An 18,624-nucleotide genomic window follows, 5' to 3' on the forward strand; every position below is an offset into this window, starting at 1 on the left:
GTATTACCGGCTTGCGCCCGCCATTAAATACTCTATTCTGTCAAAAAATACCTAAATGTTGCCAATCGTATGCAGCCTAACTACGCTACAACCGTGTTTGACCCCGATGACACACACAGGCCGGCAGTTGCCCGGCGTCTTGATTTCGTGGATTACGAAGCCGAGGTGCCGGTTCATACGCACCGAAAAGGGCAATTAATCATTGCGCTGTATGGTGCGGTGACCTGTCGTGCAGAAAACGAGATCTGGATAGTGCCGCCGCACTGCGCGGTATGGATCCCCGGCGGGGTACCTCACAGCGCCAGTGCCACCTGGAATGCGCATCTGAATTATCTTTTTATTGAACCCGGGGCCGCAGCACTGCCGAATCGCTGCTGCACGCTGGCCATTTCTCAGCTCATTAAAGAGTTAGTTGATCGCTTAACCCGGGAAAATGTCGATTACCCGCCAGATAGCCATGCCGCGAGGCTAACCCGGGTCACGCTTGATGAGCTGGTCACCATGCCGCAACAGAACTTCAGTTTACCGGTTTCTGCGCATGCCAAAATTCGCGCCATGGCCGATACGTTGGTGAGCCATCCGGAAGATCGCAGCACGTTTAAAGAGTGGGCGAAGCGCCTTGCGCTCAGTGAGCGCTCTCTGGCGCGTTTGATGTTGCGCGAGACGGGGCTGACCTTTGGGCGATGGCGTCAGCAACTCCATTTGATTATTGCGCTGCAGGCGTTAGCCAGCGGCGAATCCGTGCAAAACGTGGCGACAAAACTCGGCTATGAATCCGTGAATGCGTTTATCACCATGTTCAGAAAAACGATGGGCAGCACGCCAGCACACTACTTTGCCGAACGAAAAACACCGTAACCTGCAAGCGTGAATAACCGTTGTTGATGCCTGGGCGCGACATTAGCCCAGCCATTGACAGACAAAGGCAACATTCACTGCATCAGCACGGCAATGAATGCGAGCAGTGCCGGAAGTGCCTGAACAAAGAGTATTTTCCGGCTGGCTGTTACGGCACCGAAAATCCCGGCAATCAGCACACAGATCAGGAAAAAGAGGGTAACCGGCACGCCGCTTGCACCCAGCCATAATCCCCAACATAGCCCCGCCGCCAGAAAGCCGTTATACAACCCCTGGTTCGCAGCCAGCACGCGGGTGTCGCGCGCAAACTCTGCGCTAAGATTAAAGGCTTTGCGGCCTGTTCTGGTGTCCCACAAAAACATTTCGAGCACCAGAATGTACAGATGAATGGCGGCGACAATCGCAACGAGAACAGTAGCTAACACAGGAAACCTTACTGGAAAAGGGCAGGTGACGTGGAGTATAGATAATCGCGGCGGCTGGCGCAGCGGGCACGATGAGGATTATGTTGTTTTTCGCGCTTCATCGCGTTTTGCCCCATCGACAATATAACTGACAACAGGCTTGAGCAAGGTAGCGGTTAATAATGAATATCTACGAAACACAGTATCAGGAACGAATAGCAAACGGAGAAGCCGCCTGGGCCGGAGAGGGATATCTGAGGGCGAAGGCGCAACAGGAGCAGGTTTTTTCATGGCTTGGGCAGCATCAGTACCTCCCGCAACCCGGTGCAACAGTCCTTGAGTTGGGGTGTGGCAATGGCGCGATGGCTGCGGAATATTTTGCCCGGCGGGGTGACGATGTGTGGGGCGTGGATTTCGCGCAAACCGCGATCCGTTGGGCTGAAGAACGCTTTACGCAAGCAGGTCTGCGCGCGCACTTTTGGGTCGGTGATGTCTGCCATCTTCCTCAGTGCAGAGCGGCAACGTTTGACCTGATCATTGATGGCAGTTGTTTGCACTGCCTGATCGGCGAGGCAAGGCAACGCTGTTTTGCTGAAGTGCGACGATTGCTCAAACCCGCAGGACATTTCATTGTCAGTTCGATGTGCGGGATGCCGCGTTATCAGGAAGACAGGGAGAATTACGATACCGAACACCATTATTTGCTCAGAGAGGGTCAACCCTGGCGCACGTTAAAACCCCTCCCGGACTTAATGGAGGAGCTGCAGAAAGCGCGATTTACCGTGCTGGCAAGCCGCGTTAATGCTAACCCGTGGTGGGATCATGCGACCTTAGTCTGCTCAGTGTGACCTGCGGGTAGTGATTTGCCGCGACGCGCTAAAGCGAAATATCAATCACGGCATGCGCAGAACCGCTGGCCGTCGCGCTACGCGCAGCGAAAAAAAAGACGACAAGAGATGTCGTCTAAACGTGGAACGAGAGGAGCCCGTATCAGGGTCATTCGAGCTTTCTTGTCATGGTATTCAGTTGACGGTCAGACGCAGCCCAAGCACGTCCGGGTAGGGGGCAAAGTAATTTTGTTTTAACAGGTAGCGATCCGGGTATTCGGCCAGATAGTGCTTCAACAGGGTTATTGGCGCGAGGATCGGCAGCAGCCCGTTGCGATAATGGAGGATCACATCGCGCAATTCACCCCGCTGGCGGCTGTTTAAATGTTCACGGAAGTAGCCCTGAATGTGCATCAGCACGTTGGTATGATTTTTCCGCGACGCGGTTTTTTTCAGGATCGCCATCAGCTTCTCGCGGTATGCCACAAAGAAGGCGTCCAGATCTTCCCATTCGTGCAGCGAAGCGACGAAGGGGCCAATCTCCCGGTAACCGGCCTGGTCGTGCGCCAGCAACTGGAGTTTGTAGCGGCTGTGATAATCCAGCAGCGCGCGGCGGGTCAGGCCGTTAGCCTTGAGCGTATTGAGTTCGTGCAGAGCGAAAACGCGCTCGACAAAGTTTTCCCGCAAAAGCGGATCGTGCAGGCGACCATCTTCTTCAACCGGTAACCACGGGTAATGTTCCAGCAATGCACCGGTAAAGAGGCCCACACCCTCTTTACGTCCGCGATTGCCTTTTTCATCATACAGCCGCACGCGCTCCATGCCGCAGCTCGGCGATTTCGCGCAGACGATAAAGCCGGATAACACGGCCACTTGCGGAAGATACGCCCGGGTGAAGTCGGCCATTTTCTGCGTCACATCGTCATGCGGGGCATGGCTGAAGCGCATGAGGATCGCTGAATCGCTGTTCTGAACCAGGCGCAGCGCCGGGCGAGGTACGGGCAGGCCGATAGACATTTCAGGGCACACTGGTTTGAACGTTACCCACTGTGCTAATTCATCCATCACAAAACCCATGCGTTTGTGCCCGCCGTCAAAGCGCACCGCCGAGCCGGTTAAACATCCGCTAATACCGATGATGGGTTGCGTGTTCATCAGGTTATCCTCTTGCTGCGCGTTATGGACGAAGAAAAGTGTCGCTCTGCAAATGGCATGGCAGATTTCTTCATCCCGGTTGTATTACCTCAATGCGTGCCGCCCTGCGAAACCATCCTTTGACTGCTGCCGTTGCCTTTCAGCCGCCTGCTGCTGACTCGCTGATTTATTAGCGTTGGCACTTATGCACCTTTCCGCATGCGTTAAAAATCGTGGAGTAACGGCATACTTAAAACTTACACAATTAAATTTATTTGTCCAAGTTTTACTGGAGATATTTTTTATTGAGTAATAAATTCAATAAATTGTTAATGCCGTTGTTATGCGCTTTTAATGCGAGTGGCAGACCCGCAACGTTTCACTGTTGTGTCGCGAAGCGGGAGAGTGGTGTGGAACGGATTCAGAGAGAGATAACCTCGAGGGAAACGACAGCGGCTTGCCAGAGCGCGATCTGCTTTTTTCGTGCGGCGGAGAGTTTGCCCGTGGTGACCAGCAGCCACTTTCGCTGCGGGAAAATCTCCGGAGCCAGCGTGGCGGGCGGCACCGGAAGCACGTCGATACGGTGTCCCTGGCCGGTACGTTTTAGCGCTTCTAGCCAGATTTCGCACGGGTCGGTAAGGTGCCATCCAGTGATGAGATAGTTATCGCCCGGCGCTTTTTTGTCCCCTTCGAGGCAAAACGAGGTGTAGGAGAGGATGATGCCATCCAGAACTTCGCGCAGGGTCATCATGGTCGGGATATTGGCCGAAACTTTGCTGCGCAGCGGACGCAACACTTCGCTGACCAGCTCCGGGCGCGGGTATTCGCGGCCTGAATCGTAAATCAGCTGGCGCAGAGATTCGATTTTTCCCTCTTTCAGCCGCTGCAACATGTTCTCCTGCAGGGTGAGCCAGTTGTTTGTCCTGTGTGTTTCCGGACGCGCCAGCAAGGGTTTCACCTGGCTTACCGGAACCCCTTTTTTCACCCAGTCGAGGATTTTCAATGCCAGCTGGACATCATCGTCGCTATATAGCCGGTGACCACCACTGGTGCGTATCGGCTTAAGCAGGCCGTAACGACGCTGCCACGCACGCAGCGTTGTCGGAGTGATCCCGCAAAGTTGAGCAAATTCGCCGATGGAGTAAGACATGAGGGAAACCTGATAATAGAGAATGCTCTCAATATACTACGAATACTAATGGGTTGAACGAAGAGCGGAGCGTTTGCACTACACTTTACTCCTAACCGCGACGATGAAAGGAGTTCTCATGAAGCTATGGCCTGTGGTGACCGGTGTTGCTATCGCCCTGACACTGGTTGCCTGTAAATCCCCGACGCCGCCAAAAGGGGTGCAGCCGATCACTGGCTTTGACGCCAGCCGTTATCTTGGAAAATGGTATGAAGTCGCCCGTCTGGAAAACCGCTTTGAACGCGGGCTGGAACAGGTGACCGCAACCTATGGCAAGCGCAGCGACGGGGGCATCAGCGTTCTCAACCGCGGCTATGATCCGCAAAAGCAAAAATGGAGCGAGAGCGAAGGGAAAGCCTATTTCACCGGCAAACCTTCAACAGCCGCGTTGAAAGTCTCTTTCTTTGGTCCGTTTTACGGCGGCTATAACGTCATTAAACTTGACGATAATTACCAGTACGCGCTGGTGAGCGGCCCGAACCGCGACTATTTGTGGATCCTGTCGCGCACGCCAACGCTGCCCGAGGCGGTGAAACAAGATTACCTGAATACCGCGCGGGGTCTCGGTTTCCGGGTTGATCAACTGGTGTGGGTGAATCAGTAACTGGGCGTTAAAAACATCCATTATGTTGCGCTGAAAAACGCTCGTCGGGGATTATCTGCTGGCGAGTCTGCCGCGTAGTTCAAACGCGGGTTTCGGCTTTATCAGGCAGCAGGGGATTGTGGCTGAGCTTATGTGAAATAACAGCGAAGTGCTGCAAACAAAAATCCACGCAATTGCGTGGATTTTATAGAGTTTGCCAGTCTGCATGCTATTTAATAATACCGCATCAGACAAGAGGCGTGGTTAGACGTTGAACAGGAAGTTCATCACATCGCCATCTTTTACGATGTACTCTTTGCCTTCTGCACGCATCTTGCCGGCTTCTTTCGCGCCTTGCTCACCTTTGTAAGCGATGAAATCTTCATACGCGATGGTCTGCGCGCGAATAAAGCCTTTTTCGAAGTCGGTATGGATTTTACCCGCCGCTTGCGGCGCGGTTGCGCCAACCGGGATGGTCCAGGCACGCACTTCTTTCACACCGGCGGTGAAATAAGTTTGCAGGTTCAGCAGGGAATAACCTGCGCGGATAACGCGGTTAAGCCCCGGCTCTTCCAGACCCAGTTCGGCCATAAATTCGTCACGCTCTTCGTCGTCCAGCTCGGCAATATCCGCTTCAACGGCGGCACAAACCGGCACCACGACGGAGCCTTCTTGCTCTGCGATAGCGCGAACTTGATCGAGGTACGGGTTATTTTCGAAGCCGTCTTCGTTCACGTTAGCGATATACATGGTCGGCTTCAGCGTCAGGAAGCTCAAGTAACGGATCGCTTCTTTCTCTTCTTTGCTCAGATCCAGCGCACGCAGCATACCGGCGTTTTCCAGTTGCGGCAGGCATTTTTCCAGCGCGGCCAGCTCAACTTTCGCGTCTTTATCGCCGCCTTTCGCTTTTTTGGACACGCGGTGAATCGCGCGTTCGCAGGTATCCAGGTCAGAAAGCGCCAGCTCGGTGTTAATCACGTCAATATCTTCCGCCGGGTTCACTTTGCCCGCAACGTGGATGATATTGTCATTCTCAAAACAGCGCACAACGTGGCCGATAGCTTCTGTTTCGCGAATGTTGGTTAAAAACTGGTTGCCCAGACCTTCGCCTTTGGACGCGCCTTTTACCAGACCGGCGATATCGACGAATTCCATGGTGGTCGGCAGAATGCGCTGCGGTTTCACGATTTCCGCGAGTTTATCCAGACGCGGATCGGGCATCGGTACGACACCGGTGTTCGGCTCAATAGTACAGAACGGGAAGTTCGCCGCTTCAATACCTGCTTTGGTGAGCGCATTGAACAGGGTGGATTTACCTACGTTGGGCAGGCCAACGATACCGCATTTGAATCCCATGATGTAATTACCTTAATATCTTGATAATCAACCTGTTGCGAAAAACAGATTGTAGAAAAGTGAATAACTTTGGCTATTATACACGTAACCGCTGTTACGCGCGGCAAAAATGCCGCCACAACCCGCTTACTGCGCCTTAAAGGCGTGCAGGCGATTGGTGGCTTTGGTTAAACCTTCTTTCAGCCAGATCTCGGTACAACGCGCCGCTTCGTCTACAGCTTCGTCAATCAGCTTTTGCTCGGAAAGCGGCGGTTTGCCCAGAACAAAACCGACAACCTTGTTTTTATCACCCGGATGACCAATTCCAACGCGTAAACGGTGAAAATTGGGGTTATTGCCCAATTTACTGATGATATCTTTCAGACCATTGTGGCCACCGTGGCCGCCCCCCAGCTTAAATTTTGCCACGCCAGGCGGCAGATCCAGCTCATCGTGGGCGACAAGGATTTCGTCCGGGTTGATGCGGTAAAACGTTGCCATTGCCGCGACCGCTTTGCCGCTCAGGTTCATAAACGTGGTGGGAACCAGCAGGCGCACGTCTTCACCCGCCAGATTGATGCGCGAGGTATAGCCGAAAAACTTCGGCTCGTCGCGCAGCGGCGCGCGGGCTCTCTCCGCCAACAAATCAACATACCAGGCGCCTGCGTTATGGCGCGTCGCGGCATACTCAGCGCCGGGGTTCGCCAGCCCGACAATCAGTTTAATCGTCACTTTTTATTCCTGACCAGATCAATGTCCGGCGCGTAGTTTACGTTGTGCGGGACGCGAAGACAAAATTCTCCCGGCGAAACGCGAAAAATGATAATGATTGCTCACATCAACCATTCGAATTTCATGTAGTTCAGTAGGTTATTTGTAAATTTGTGTTAGTCATAGATGTGTAATTGTGATCGTGCCCGCAACCGCTAAAAGGGGGGCTGTCTATACTTTACGCACAAGGATTGGGGTTATCCCATCCAACCCGTCGTTCCGGAGGTGACAGATGAAACGCAAAAACGCTTCGTTGCTCGGTAATGTGCTTATGGGGTTGGGGTTGGTCGTGATGGTTGTCGGCGTTGGTTATTCCATTTTAAACCAGCTGCCACAACTTAACCTGCCGCAGTTTTTTGCCCATGGCGCTGTGCTGAGTATTTTCCTCGGAGCCGTGCTCTGGCTCGCTGGCGCCCGCGTAAGTGGTCATGAGCAGGTGTGCGATAAGTACTGGTGGGTGCGTCATTATGACAAACGCTGCCGCAGGGACCGCCAACATCATAGTTAAAAAGTCAGTTTCGATAACGGTTCCTGCGGGAACCGTTTTTTTTGGCTTTTTACTTGACCCTCACGTAACGTGAGGCTCGATAGTCCAGTCTGTGGGCAAGAAAGGAGCAGCTATGTTGATTCAGGTGGGGGAGTTAGCGCGACGTGCGGGGATCAGTGTGCGTACGTTGCACCATTATGAGCAAATCGGTCTGCTTTTGCCTTCTGCCCGAAGCGCCGCCGGATACCGGCTTTATGCGCTCGCTGATGTCAAACGCCTGCATATGATCCAGGCGCTGGCGAAAGCGGGCATGGAACTGGCGGCAATCGGGGATTATCTGGCGCGGGAAACGCGCCCGCTGGCGGAATTACTGAATGACCAAATCACGCTGCTCGACAAGCAAATGCGCAATATTGTCACTCTGCGCGAACAGCTTGCGCTGTTGCGTGATGGCCTCGCCAGCGGCGTGGAGCCCGATCTGGAGTCCTGGCTACAGACCCTGGAGTTAATGAAAATGTACGATCGTTGGTTCAGTCCGCAAGAGTTACAGGAATTACCGTTTGCCTCGCGCGATGAGGCTCGCGAACGGTTCTGGGCGCAAATGGTGAGCGAAGTACAAACCCTTTTAGCGCAGAAGTGCCCGGTGGATGATCCGCGTGCGATGGATCTGGCAACCCGCTGGATGACGCGGCTGGAGCAGGATACCGCCAACAAACCGGAGTTTCTGACCCGCTTAAATGAGATGCACCGCGTGGAACCCCAAATGCGTGAGCAAACGGGCATTACGCAGGAAGCGGTCGATTTTATTACCCACAGTTTTGCGGAAAGTAAGCTCGCTATCTGGCAGCGTTATTTGTCTTCGCAAGAGATGGCGTTTACCCGGGCGCACTATTTTGACCGCATGATGGAGTGGCCGCCGCTGGTGGCGAAACTGCATACCGCTCAACGTCAGGCAATAGATCCAGAGTCTGACGAAGCGCAGGGGCTGGCCGCTAACTGGCTGGAACTGTTCCAGTCTTATGCCGGAACCGATCCGCAAACGCAGCAAAAATTCCGCAGTGCAATGCAGCAGGAGCCGCATCTGATGAAAGGAACCTGGATGACGCCCGAAGTGCTGCAATGGCTACAACGGGCGATCGAGGTGATGATGCGCCGCCGCGCATCATGATTACAGGTCGGCTAAGGCCGCATCGCGGTTAGGGAAGAACGACAGACGGCCAGGGATTGGCTGTATACCCGCGCGTGCCAGTGTGCGCAGCGGCTGGAACTCAAGGTTGCTGACGCGTAGCTCAGTACCCTGCGGCAGGCGGTTAACGAAGCGGCGGAAAGCATCCAGCCCGCCCGCATCCAGCACCGGCACCGCATCCCATTTCAGCACCACAATGCGCTTCCCGGCGATACGGGTTTCCAGATCGCTGAACACACTTTCTGCGGCAGCAAAAAACAGCGGGCCGATGACGCGCAGCACCAGCACATCATCCGGTACGCTGACGTTCACCACGGCCAGGCGAGTCATCCGCGCGATACGGCGCATAAACAGCAGCGAGGCGAGCACAATCCCCACGCTGATGGCGATCACCATATCGAACAGCACGGTCAGTGACATACAAATCAGCATCACCACTATGTCATCCACCGGTGCGCGGCGCAGCAGGTCAATCACTTTGTGCGCTTCACTCATGTTCCACGCCACCATCAGCAGCAGCGCCGCCATCGCAGACAGCGGCAGCCAGGAGAGCAGGGGAGCCAGCGCCAGTAGCGCCATGATTACTAACAGAGAGTGGATCACTGCCGAAATGGGTGATGTCGCACCGGCGCGGACGTTGGCTGCCGAACGGGCAATTGCAGCGGTTGCGGTGATCCCACCGAAGAACGGCGCGGCGATATTCCCCAGCCCCTGACCAATTAGCTCGCTGTTGGCTTTATGTTTGGTGCCGGTCATACCGTCCAGCACGACAGCACACAGCAGCGATTCGATAGCGCCGAGCATGGCCATAGAAAATGCCGCTGGCAGCAAGGCGCGCAGCGAATCCCAGCTCAGGGTAAATTCAGAACCGGGCAGATCCCACGGCAGCACCAGTTGCGGCAGAAGCTGCGGGATGCCGTTGCCCTGTGAACCATCAGCCAGCACGTAGTGAAATTGTGAACCGATGGTCGCGACGTGACCGCCGAGCAGATTGACTCCCAGCATCACCGCGCAGCCCGCCAGCAGCGCGGGCAAATGTCCCGGCAGGCGTAAACGCAGGCGCGGCCACAGCACCAGCGTGGCGAGGGTGACGATACCAATTGCCGCGTCACCCGGATTGATCGTGGGCAGCGCCATTACCAGCGCGCCGACTTTTTGCAAATAGTGTTCCGGCACGTGCGGCATTTGCAGGCCGAGAAAATCTTTTATCTGCATGGTGGCAATGGTGATGCCGATCCCGGAGGTGAAACCGAGCGTCACTGAAAGCGGAATGTATTCAATTAGCCGGCCAAAGCGCGCCAGCCCGAAGAGGATCAGAAACACGCCAGACATCAGCGTCGCCACCAGCAGGCCCGACAGACCAAACTGCTGCGACACCGGATACAGAATAACCACGAAGGCGGCCGTCGGGCCGGAAACGCTGTAGCGCGAGCCACCGCTCAGAGCGATAACAATACCGGCAACCGCTGAGGTATAAAGCCCGTATTGCGGCGCCACGCCGCTGCCGATCGCCAGCGCCATCGCCAGCGGGATGGCGATAATACCAACCGTTATGCCGGCAATCAGATCGCGGGTGAAACGGGCGGTGGTGTATTTCTCTTTCCAGCACGCGTCGATTAGCGCGCGAAAAGGCATGACATGAGGTGAGAACAATCTGTTCACAATGATCTTGCGTCCCCTGGAAATCATTCGATAACTAATTAATAAATCATACAAATAATCTTCAAAGCTAAAAAAACCCGCCTGAGCGGGTTTTTTATACAGCAACGATTAATGTTCGAACATAGCCGAAATTGATTCTTCGTTACTGATACGACGGATAGCTTCAGCCAGCATGCCAGACAGCGTCAGCGTACGTACGTTTGGCAGCGCTTTGATCTCATCGCTCAGCGGAATGGTGTCGCAGACAACCACTTCGTCGATCACAGAGTTGCGCAGGTTATTTACCGCATTACCGGAGAAAATCGGGTGAGTCGCATAGGCGAACACGCGTTTCGCACCACGCTCTTTCAGCGCTTCCGCTGCTTTGCACAGAGTACCGCCGGTATCGATCATATCGTCAACCAGAACGCAGTCGCGGTTTGCCACGTCACCGATGATGTGCATCACCTGGGAGACGTTCGCGCGCGGACGGCGTTTATCAATGATCGCCATATCGGTATCGTTCAGCAGCTTGGCAATCGCACGGGCGCGAACCACACCGCCGATATCCGGGGAAACCACAATCGGGTTGTCCAGATTCAGTTGCAGCATATCTTCGAGCAGGATCGGGCTACCGAATACGTTATCTACCGGAACATCAAAGAAGCCCTGAATCTGTTCAGCATGCAGGTCAACGGTCAGTACGCGGTCAACGCCGACGCTTGAGAGGAAATCGGCAACCACTTTTGCGGTAATCGGTACACGGGCGGAACGCACGCGGCGATCCTGACGGGCATAGCCAAAGTAAGGAATGACCGCGGTGATACGACCTGCGGAAGCACGGCGCAGGGCATCAACCATCACAACCAATTCCATCAGGTTGTCGTTGGTAGGGGCACAAGTGGACTGGATGATGAAAATATCACCACCGCGTACATTTTCATTGATTTGTACGCTGACTTCGCCGTCGCTAAAGCGGCCTACGGCGGCGTCGCCGAGAGAAGTGTACAGGCGGTTGGCAATACGTTGTGCTAGTTCCGGGGTAGCGTTACCAGCAAAAAGCTTCATATCAGGCACGAGAAGAACCTCAGGCATGCGTCCAGTGGTGGATAGAATCGGCCAAAATGTGCGGTCAGGGCTGAATTCTATCCATGCGGTGTATTAAAGAGCGCGATGCAACGTCTGGAACAGGTGTGACGTTGTCACCGGAGCTCAGCTTGCCCGGCGATGGTCTGCGCTAGCGGCGAGAGGTTGACGCCTCGCGCGACAAAACCGTGCAGCCATTCCGGGGCTTGCTCAAGCACCTGACGAGCGGCGGATTCGGTGTCAAATTCGGAAAAGACACAGGCTCCTGTGCCAGTCAGGCGCGACGGCGCGTATTCTAACAGCCAGGAAAGCGCGGCATCAACCTCGCGAAAACGTTTTCTTGCGATAACCTCGCAATCGTTGCCGAATTCACATTTTAATAACGTATCAATTGACCTTTGCGGCGTATTTCTCGGCAGTTCCGGATCCTTGAAAATCACCGGCGTGGGAATGCCCACACCAGGGTGCGCCACCAGATACCATTTTTCCGGCGGATTGACCGGGGTGAGGATTTCGCCAACCCCTTCGGCGAAAGCCGCGTGACCGCGCACAAACACCGGCACATCGGCACCCAGACGTAGGCCGAGTGTGGCTAACTCATCGACGCTCAGCTTGCAACCCCACAAGTGATTGAGGGCAACCAGCACGGTGGCTGCATTCGACGACCCGCCGCCGAGCCCGCCGCCCATCGGCAGACGTTTATCGATAGCGATCTCCGCGCCGCTACCCGCAGGCAGACGACCGCTTTCTGCCGCGCGCTGCATAAGCAGACGTGCGGCGCGTACAATCAGGTTCTCTTCGTCCGGCACGCCTTCGACCGGTGTCAGCAGGCGGATCTCTCCATCGCTGCGCGGTTCAATGCTCAGCGTGTCACCATAATCAAGAAACTGAAACAGGGTTTGCAGCGTGTGGTAGCCATCGGCACGCTGGCCGGTAATGTATAAAAACAGGTTGAGTTTCGCCGGAGCGGGCCACGTCGTCATTTGGCAATCCAGTTGTCCATTTTCAGCTTGATGCGCTGTTTGCCGTCGCTCAACTCCATATTGGCCGGCAGGGAAGGCTGGCTGTTGTCATACCCGCCATATACCACTTTCCAGCTTTTGCCGCCCTGGTTGTAATTCAGCTCGCTCAGGCGGTATTGCGCATCAAGTTTATAGTCGGTGGCATCGCCTGGCAGACCAAGGATCCACTGGCGCAGGCTGTTAAGCGGAATCGGCATGCCGGTCAGTTTGCCAATCATCTCTTCGGCATCATCGGCGGTGTAGCGTTTGCCTTTGTTGTCCACCAGTTGCACGTTACCCGGCTGAGCGTTCAGTTCCAGTTCGGTGCTGCCCAGCGGGTTGGTCAGCAACAGACGATAGCGATCCTGACCGGTTTGCTGCCAGAAGAAACGGGCATATACTTTTTGCTCGTCGGAGATATAAGCGAATGCGCCGCGCGTTTGATACTGATTTAAGCTGCGCACCTGTTGCTGGTGTTCGCGCCACTGCGGCGAATCCGGGCTTTGTCCCGGCCCTTTTGGCGCATTGAGCGTACAAGCGGTTAATACGAGGCTTGCCAGCGGCAGCAGGCGAATAAAGCGAAAGTCTGGCAGAGTCATAACGAGGGGAAATCCTTGCGAGGTTGCAGTATTACGCTTAATGCTAGCGCCGCTCTGAAACAGCGTCTACGTTCAAGTTGTCTTAAATCATTAAATTACCAATTACTCCGAAAGGGTAGTGTCTCTTTTATTGACCTCACTCATCCTGTATGATGCGTGCAGTCTAACCTTATCAACGTTGGTACTATTCCCGCGCTCATGACCCTTTTAGCTCTTGGCATCAATCACAAAACGGCTCCCGTTTCGTTGCGAGAACGCATTGCATTTTCGCCGGAAACGCTTGACCAGGCGTTAGAAAGCCTGCTGTCGCAGCCGATGGTGCAAGGCGGAGTGGTGCTGTCAACCTGTAACCGCACCGAGCTCTATCTGAGTGTTGAAGAGCGGGACAACCTGCAAGAAGCGCTGGTGCGCTGGCTGTGCGATTATCACCATTTGCGTGAAGAAGAAGTGCGCCAGAGCCTCTACTGGCACCAGGATAATGATGCCGTCAGCCATTTAATGCGCGTGGCGAGCGGGCTGGATTCGCTGGTTCTCGGCGAGCCGCAAATCTTAGGCCAGGTGAAAAAGGCGTTTGCCGATTCCCAACGAGGTCATGACAACGCCAGCGATCTGGAGCGCATGTTCCAGAAATCATTCTCCGTCGCCAAGCGTGTGCGCACGGAAACCGATATTGGCGCCAGTGCGGTATCGGTCGCTTTCGCCGCCTGTACGCTGGCGCGGCAAATCTTCGAATCCCTTGCGTCGGTTACCGTGCTGTTAGTGGGCGCGGGCGAAACCATTGAGCTGGTTGCGCGCCACTTGCGCGAGCATAAAGTGCAGAAAATGATCATCGCCAACCGCACGCGTGAACGCGCGCAGGTGCTGGCGGATGAAGTCGGTGCGGAAGTTATTTCTTTAAGCGACATTGATGAGCGCCTGAAAGATGCTGATATCGTGATCAGTTCCACCGCCAGCCCGCTGCCGATTATTGGTAAAGGGATGATGGAACGCGCGATGAAAGCGCGGCGTAATCAGCCTGTTTTGCTGGTGGATATCGCCGTGCCGCGCGATGTTGAGCCTGAAGTGGGCAAAGTGGCGAACGCCTATCTCTATAGCGTCGACGATCTGCAAAGTATTATTCAGCACAACCTGGCGCAGCGTAAAGCCGCTGCGGTGCAGGCAGAAACCATTGTCGCCCAGGAAACCAGTGAATTTATGGCCTGGCTGCGTGCGCAAAGCGCCAGCGAGACGATTCGCGAATACCGCAGCCAGTCTGAAACGGCGCGTGATGAGCTGACCGCCAAAGCGCTTGCCGCGCTGGAGCAGGGCGGCGACCCGCAAGCTATCATGCAAGACCTGGCGTGGAAACTGACCAACCGCCTTATCCACGCCCCAACCAAATCTCTTCAGCAGGCCGCCCGTGACGGGGACGATGAGCGTCTGCATATTCTGCGCAACAGCCTCGGGCTGGATTAGCACAACACTCTCTTATTATTAAAAGGTGCATTTACGCCTATGAAGCCTTCTATCGTTGCCAAACTGGAAGCCCTGCATGAGCGCCATGAAGAAGTTCAGGCGCTGCTCGGTGACGCTCAAACCATCGCCGACCAGGATAAATTCCGTGCGCTGTCGCGCGAATACGCACAGCTAAGCGATGTGTCGCGCTGTTTTACTGACTGGCAACAGGTTCAGGAAGATATCGAAACCGCGCAGATGCTGCTCGACGACCCGGAAATGCGCGATCTGGCGCAGGATGAACTGCGTGAAGCGAAAGAAAAAGGCGAACAACTTGAACAGCAACTGCAGCTGTTGCTGCTGCCGAAAGATCCCGATGATGAACGTAACGCGTTTGTCGAAGTTCGCGCCGGAACCGGTGGCGACGAAGCCGCGCTTTTTGCCGGCGATTTGTTCCGTATGTACAGCCGTTATGCCGAATCCCGCCGCTGGCGCGTTGAGATCATGAGCGCCAACGACGGTGAGCACGGCGGCTTTAAAGAAGTGATCGCCAAAATCAGCGGCGAGGGCGTTTACGGGCGTCTGAAATTTGAATCCGGCGGCCATCGCGTCCAGCGCGTTCCGGCAACGGAATCGCAGGGTCGTATTCACACGTCTGCCTGTACCGTGGCCGTAATGCCAGAGCTACCGGAAGCCGAAATGCCGGATATCAATCCGGCCGATCTGCGTATTGATACCTTCCGCTCTTCCGGTGCGGGCGGTCAGCACGTTAACACCACTGATTCCGCGATCCGTATTACCCACCTGCCGACCGGGATCGTGGTCGAGTGCCAGGATGAACGCTCGCAGCATAAAAACAAAGCGAAAGCCTTGTCTGTGCTCGGCGCGCGCATCCACGCTGCAGAAGCTGCGAAACGCCAGCAGGCAGAAGCCTCAACACGGCGTAACCTGCTGGGCAGTGGCGATCGCAGCGACCGTAACCGCACCTATAACTTCCCGCAGGGTCGTGTGACCGATCACCGTATCAACGTCACGCTGTACCGCCTTGACGAAGTGATGGAAGGCAAGCTGGATATGCTGATCGAACCGATTGTGCAGGAATACCAGGCCGACCAGCTGGCGGCGCTCTCCGAGCAGGACTAATGGATTATCAACAGTGGTTGCGCCAGGCGATAAGTGAGCTGGCCGCGAGCGAAAGCCCGCGTCGCGATGCGGAGATCCTGTTGGGGTTTGTCACTGGCAAATCACGTACGTTTATTCTCGCATTTGGTGAAACCATGCTTGACGCCGGGCAGCAGCAACAGCTGGCGACGTTACTGGCTCGTCGTGTAAATGGCGAGCCGGTGGCGCATCTGATTGGCGTACGTGAGTTCTGGTCACTGCCGTTGTTTGTCTCTCCGGCAACCCTTATTCCACGCCCGGACACCGAGTGCCTGGTAGAACAGGCACTGGCGCGTCTTCCTTCCTCACCGTGTCGCATTCTTGATTTAGGTACCGGCACTGGCGCCATCGCGCTGGCGCTGGCGAGTGAACGCCCGGATTGCATAGTCACGGCGGTCGATCTGATGCCGGATGCCGTGGCGCTGGCACAACGCAACGCTGCACATCTGAACATCACCAATATTGAGATCCTGCAAAGCCGCTGGTTCAGCGCGCTTGAAGGGCAGCAATTTGCCATGATTGTCAGCAATCCGCCTTACATCGATGAGCATGATCCGCATCTTGCGCAGGGCGATGTGCGTTTTGAACCGCTCAGTGCGCTGGTGGCGGCCGACAACGGTCTGGCAGATTTACACACCATCATTGACAATGCCCGCCAGCATGTGTTGCCAGGCGGCTGGCTGCTGCTGGAACACGGCTGGCAACAGGGCGCAGATGTTCGCGCTATCTTCGAACATTACGGCTGGCAGCAGGTTGCAACGTGCCGGGATTACGGTGATAACGAACGCCTGACGCTGGGGCAATGGCCTTTACAGGAGTAACAGGCAATGAATGCTTTTAAGCTTCTGATTACATTGCATTTGACGTCTGTTGTGCTCACCATTAGCCTGTTTGTTTTACGTTACTGGTGGCGTTGGTCGGGTGATCCGCGTATTAACGCCCGCTGGGTGCGGTTGGTGCCGCACACGGTGGATACCGTGCTGCTGCTAAGCGGCGCAGGGTTGATGTGGGTAACAGGCTATTTGCCATTTACGGTTAAAGGCGCATGGCTGACTGAAAAGCTGTTTGGCGTTATCATCTACATCGTTTTGGGTTTTATTGCGCTGGGGCGACATCGCCCGCGCGGCCAGCAAACAGGTTTTATCGCTTTTTTGCTGGGGCTGGTGGTGCTGTACATCATCATTAAACTCGCCGCCACAAAAGTACCGATACTGGGGTAAGACATGAGATCGTTAGCTGATTTCGAATTTAACAAAGCGCCGTTATGCGACGGGATGATCCTTGTTTCCGAGCTGATTCGCGATGACTTTCCTTCACAATATGTGCAAGACGAACTGGAGCGGTTGCTCAGTCTGGCACGTGAGGAGATTGGTCAGGCAAAGCCTCAGGACTGGCAACTGGAAAAACTCGTTGAGCTGTTTTACGGCGAATGGGGTTTTAAAGATACCCGCGGCGTGTACCGTTTATCTGACGCGCTGTGGCTGGATAAAGTGCTGCAAAACCGTCAGGGTAGCGCGGTATCGCTGGGCGCGATTTTACTGTGGGTCGCCGGTCAGCTGGATATTCCCCTGACGCCGGTGATTTTCCCGACTCAGCTCATCCTTCGCGCCGAATGGCTGGATGGCGAAATGTGGCTGATTAACCCTTTTAACGGCGACACGCTGGACGAACACACGCTGGAAGTGTGGCTGAAAGGCAATATCAGCCCGGTTGCTGAGCTGTTTAATGAAGATCTCGATGAAGCCGACAACGCCGAAGTGATCCGCAAGCTGCTGGATACACTGAAGTCGGCGCTGATGGAAGAGCAGCAGATGGAACTGGCGTTGCGCGCCAGTGAAGCGCTGTTGCAGTTTAATCCCGAAGATCCGTATGAGATCCGCGATCGCGGTCTGATTTACGCGCAACTGGATTGTGACCATGTGGCGCTGAATGATTTGAACTACTTTGTAGAGCAGTGTCCTGAGGATCCGATAAGCGAAATGATCCGCGCGCAAATCAATTCGATTGCGCACAAGCAGATTACCCTGCATTAAAGATTTGTTCCGATTCACACTCGATAAGGCGATTTTATGAAACAAAAAGTGGTCAGCATTGGCGACATTAACGTCGCGAACGACCTGCCGTTTGTACTGTTTGGTGGTATGAACGTGCTGGAATCCCGCGATTTGGCAATGCGCATTTGCGAACACTACGTCACCGTGACCCAGAAACTGGGTATCCCGTATGTGTTCAAAGCCTCTTTTGATAAAGCCAACCGTTCTTCCATCAAGTCCTACCGTGGACCGGGTCTGGAAGAGGGGATGAAAATCTTCCAGGAACTGAAACAGACCTTTGGCGTGAAAGTGATCACCGACGTGCACGAAGCGTCGCAGGCGCAGCCGGTGGCTGATGTGGTGGATGTGATCCAGCTTCCTGCGTTCCTCGCGCGTCAGACCGATCTGGTTGAAGCGATGGCGAAAACAGGCGCGGTCATCAACGTCAAAAAACCGCAGTTTGTCAGCCCGGGTCAAATGGGCAACATCGTGGATAAATTCCACGAAGGCGGTAACGATAAAGTCATTCTTTGCGACCGTGGCGCGAACTTTGGTTATGACAACCTGGTGGTCGACATGCTGGGCTTCGGCGTGATGAAGAAAGTCTCCAACAACTCACCGGTGATTTTCGATGTCACCCACGCGTTGCAGTGCCGCGACCCGTTCGGCGCGGCGTCCGGCGGTCGTCGTGCTCAGGTTACCGAACTGGCGCGCGCCGGCATGGCAACCGGCCTGGCAGGCCTGTTTATTGAAGCGCACCCGGATCCGGATAACGCCAAATGTGACGGCCCGTCCGCACTGCCGCTGGATAAACTGGAGCCGTTCTTAAAACAGATCAAAGCGATTGACGATCTGGTGAAAAGCTTCGGCGAACTCGATACCGAGTAAGCATAAA

20 protein-coding genes are annotated in these 18,624 nt (G+C 54.9%); 11 read left to right on the plus strand and 9 right to left on the minus strand.

Going from position 1 to position 18,624, the window contains the following annotated elements; all coding sequences use genetic code 11:
- The first annotated feature begins 69 nt into the window (after positions 1 to 69).
- A complete protein-coding gene (locus JKP81_RS04845) occupies positions 70 to 858 on the plus strand; it encodes a helix-turn-helix domain-containing protein (RefSeq protein ID WP_200550789.1) in 789 nt (262 codons plus the stop codon).
- 74 nt (positions 859 to 932) lie between these two features.
- Here the strand turns inward: JKP81_RS04845 and JKP81_RS04850 are convergent, their stop codons facing one another.
- Complete coding sequence (locus JKP81_RS04850; protein ID WP_200550790.1) at positions 933 to 1,283, minus strand: DUF1304 domain-containing protein; 351 nt, start codon at positions 1,281 to 1,283, stop codon at positions 933 to 935.
- 161 nt (positions 1,284 to 1,444) lie between these two features.
- Between JKP81_RS04850 and JKP81_RS04855 the strand changes: the two genes are divergently transcribed.
- Positions 1,445 to 2,110, plus strand: coding sequence for a class I SAM-dependent methyltransferase (locus tag JKP81_RS04855; protein WP_200550791.1), 666 nt, complete (start codon positions 1,445 to 1,447; stop codon positions 2,108 to 2,110).
- A 174-nt stretch (positions 2,111 to 2,284) separates the two neighbouring features.
- Here the strand turns inward: JKP81_RS04855 and JKP81_RS04860 are convergent, their stop codons facing one another.
- Together JKP81_RS04860 and JKP81_RS04865 are read right to left on the minus strand one after the other, a co-directional pair.
- Entirely contained in the window at positions 2,285 to 3,244 is a 960-nt protein-coding gene (locus JKP81_RS04860; RefSeq protein WP_200550792.1) for a DUF523 and DUF1722 domain-containing protein, read from the minus strand.
- Positions 3,245 to 3,644: 400 nt separating this feature from the next.
- Entirely contained in the window at positions 3,645 to 4,373 is a 729-nt protein-coding gene (locus JKP81_RS04865) for a MerR family transcriptional regulator (RefSeq protein WP_200550793.1), read from the minus strand.
- A 118-nt stretch (positions 4,374 to 4,491) separates the two neighbouring features.
- Here JKP81_RS04865 and JKP81_RS04870 point away from each other — a divergent pair, with 118 nt between their 5' ends.
- A complete protein-coding gene (locus tag JKP81_RS04870; protein WP_017457132.1) occupies positions 4,492 to 5,016 on the plus strand; it encodes a lipocalin family protein in 525 nt (174 codons plus the stop codon).
- A 243-nt stretch (positions 5,017 to 5,259) separates the two neighbouring features.
- Here JKP81_RS04870 and ychF read toward each other — a convergent pair whose 3' ends face one another.
- Together ychF and pth are read right to left on the minus strand one after the other, a co-directional pair.
- Positions 5,260 to 6,351, minus strand: a complete 1,092-nt coding sequence (gene ychF / locus JKP81_RS04875; RefSeq protein ID WP_017457133.1) for a redox-regulated ATPase YchF — start codon at positions 6,349 to 6,351, stop codon at positions 5,260 to 5,262.
- Between the two features lie 126 nt (positions 6,352 to 6,477).
- The gene (pth, locus tag JKP81_RS04880; protein ID WP_200550794.1) at positions 6,478 to 7,062 is read right to left on the minus strand and encodes an aminoacyl-tRNA hydrolase; all 585 of its coding nucleotides are present in this window, start codon (positions 7,060 to 7,062) and stop codon (positions 6,478 to 6,480) included.
- Between the two features lie 271 nt (positions 7,063 to 7,333).
- Here pth and ychH point away from each other — a divergent pair, with 271 nt between their 5' ends.
- A complete protein-coding gene (ychH, locus tag JKP81_RS04885; RefSeq protein ID WP_016495800.1) occupies positions 7,334 to 7,609 on the plus strand; it encodes a stress-induced protein YchH in 276 nt (91 codons plus the stop codon).
- A 112-nt stretch (positions 7,610 to 7,721) separates the two neighbouring features.
- Entirely contained in the window at positions 7,722 to 8,756 is a 1,035-nt protein-coding gene (locus JKP81_RS04890; protein ID WP_200550795.1) for a MerR family transcriptional regulator, read from the plus strand.
- Here JKP81_RS04890 and dauA read toward each other — a convergent pair whose 3' ends face one another.
- From dauA to lolB, 4 genes are all read right to left on the minus strand, one after another.
- Positions 8,757 to 10,436 carry a C4-dicarboxylic acid transporter DauA gene (gene dauA / locus JKP81_RS04895; protein WP_200550796.1) on the minus strand — a complete coding sequence of 560 codons (1,680 nt, stop codon included), beginning with the start codon at positions 10,434 to 10,436 and terminating at the stop codon, positions 8,757 to 8,759.
- Positions 10,437 to 10,544: 108 nt separating this feature from the next.
- Positions 10,545 to 11,492 carry a ribose-phosphate diphosphokinase gene (gene prs, locus JKP81_RS04900; protein ID WP_017457137.1) on the minus strand — a complete coding sequence of 316 codons (948 nt, stop codon included), beginning with the start codon at positions 11,490 to 11,492 and terminating at the stop codon, positions 10,545 to 10,547.
- 125 nt (positions 11,493 to 11,617) lie between these two features.
- Positions 11,618 to 12,484 carry a 4-(cytidine 5'-diphospho)-2-C-methyl-D-erythritol kinase gene (gene ispE / locus JKP81_RS04905; protein WP_200550797.1) on the minus strand — a complete coding sequence of 289 codons (867 nt, stop codon included), beginning with the start codon at positions 12,482 to 12,484 and terminating at the stop codon, positions 11,618 to 11,620.
- Positions 12,481 to 13,101, minus strand: a complete 621-nt coding sequence (lolB, locus tag JKP81_RS04910) for a lipoprotein insertase outer membrane protein LolB (protein WP_200550798.1) — start codon at positions 13,099 to 13,101, stop codon at positions 12,481 to 12,483. Before lolB ends, ispE begins: the two co-directional genes overlap by 4 nt.
- Positions 13,102 to 13,299: 198 nt before the next feature.
- On the opposite strand from lolB, the gene hemA reads away from it, so the two are divergent.
- From hemA to kdsA, 6 genes are read left to right on the plus strand one after another with little or no spacing between them, the layout of a single operon-like run.
- Positions 13,300 to 14,556, plus strand: a complete 1,257-nt coding sequence (gene hemA / locus JKP81_RS04915; RefSeq protein WP_200551069.1) for a glutamyl-tRNA reductase — start codon at positions 13,300 to 13,302, stop codon at positions 14,554 to 14,556.
- 39 nt (positions 14,557 to 14,595) lie between these two features.
- Positions 14,596 to 15,678, plus strand: coding sequence for a peptide chain release factor 1 (gene prfA, locus JKP81_RS04920; RefSeq protein ID WP_200550799.1), 1,083 nt, complete (start codon positions 14,596 to 14,598; stop codon positions 15,676 to 15,678).
- On the plus strand, positions 15,678 to 16,517 hold the full coding sequence (gene prmC / locus JKP81_RS04925; RefSeq protein WP_200550800.1) for a peptide chain release factor N(5)-glutamine methyltransferase: 840 nt from the start codon (positions 15,678 to 15,680) through the stop codon (positions 16,515 to 16,517). Before prfA ends, prmC begins: the two co-directional genes overlap by 1 nt.
- Positions 16,518 to 16,523: 6 nt before the next feature.
- Complete coding sequence (gene sirB2 / locus JKP81_RS04930; protein ID WP_200550801.1) at positions 16,524 to 16,916, plus strand: invasion regulator SirB2; 393 nt, start codon at positions 16,524 to 16,526, stop codon at positions 16,914 to 16,916.
- 3 nt (positions 16,917 to 16,919) lie between these two features.
- Positions 16,920 to 17,729 (plus strand): invasion regulator SirB1, encoded by an 810-nt coding sequence (gene sirB1 / locus JKP81_RS04935; protein ID WP_016495810.1) that lies wholly within the window; start codon positions 16,920 to 16,922, stop codon positions 17,727 to 17,729.
- A 36-nt stretch (positions 17,730 to 17,765) separates the two neighbouring features.
- Positions 17,766 to 18,617, plus strand: coding sequence for a 3-deoxy-8-phosphooctulonate synthase (kdsA, locus tag JKP81_RS04940; RefSeq protein WP_200550802.1), 852 nt, complete (start codon positions 17,766 to 17,768; stop codon positions 18,615 to 18,617).
- The last annotated feature ends 7 nt before the right edge of the window (positions 18,618 to 18,624 follow it).

The organism is Kosakonia sp. LAM2021 (genome assembly GCF_016620385.1).
Classification (GTDB): domain Bacteria; phylum Pseudomonadota; class Gammaproteobacteria; order Enterobacterales; family Enterobacteriaceae; genus Kosakonia; species Kosakonia sacchari.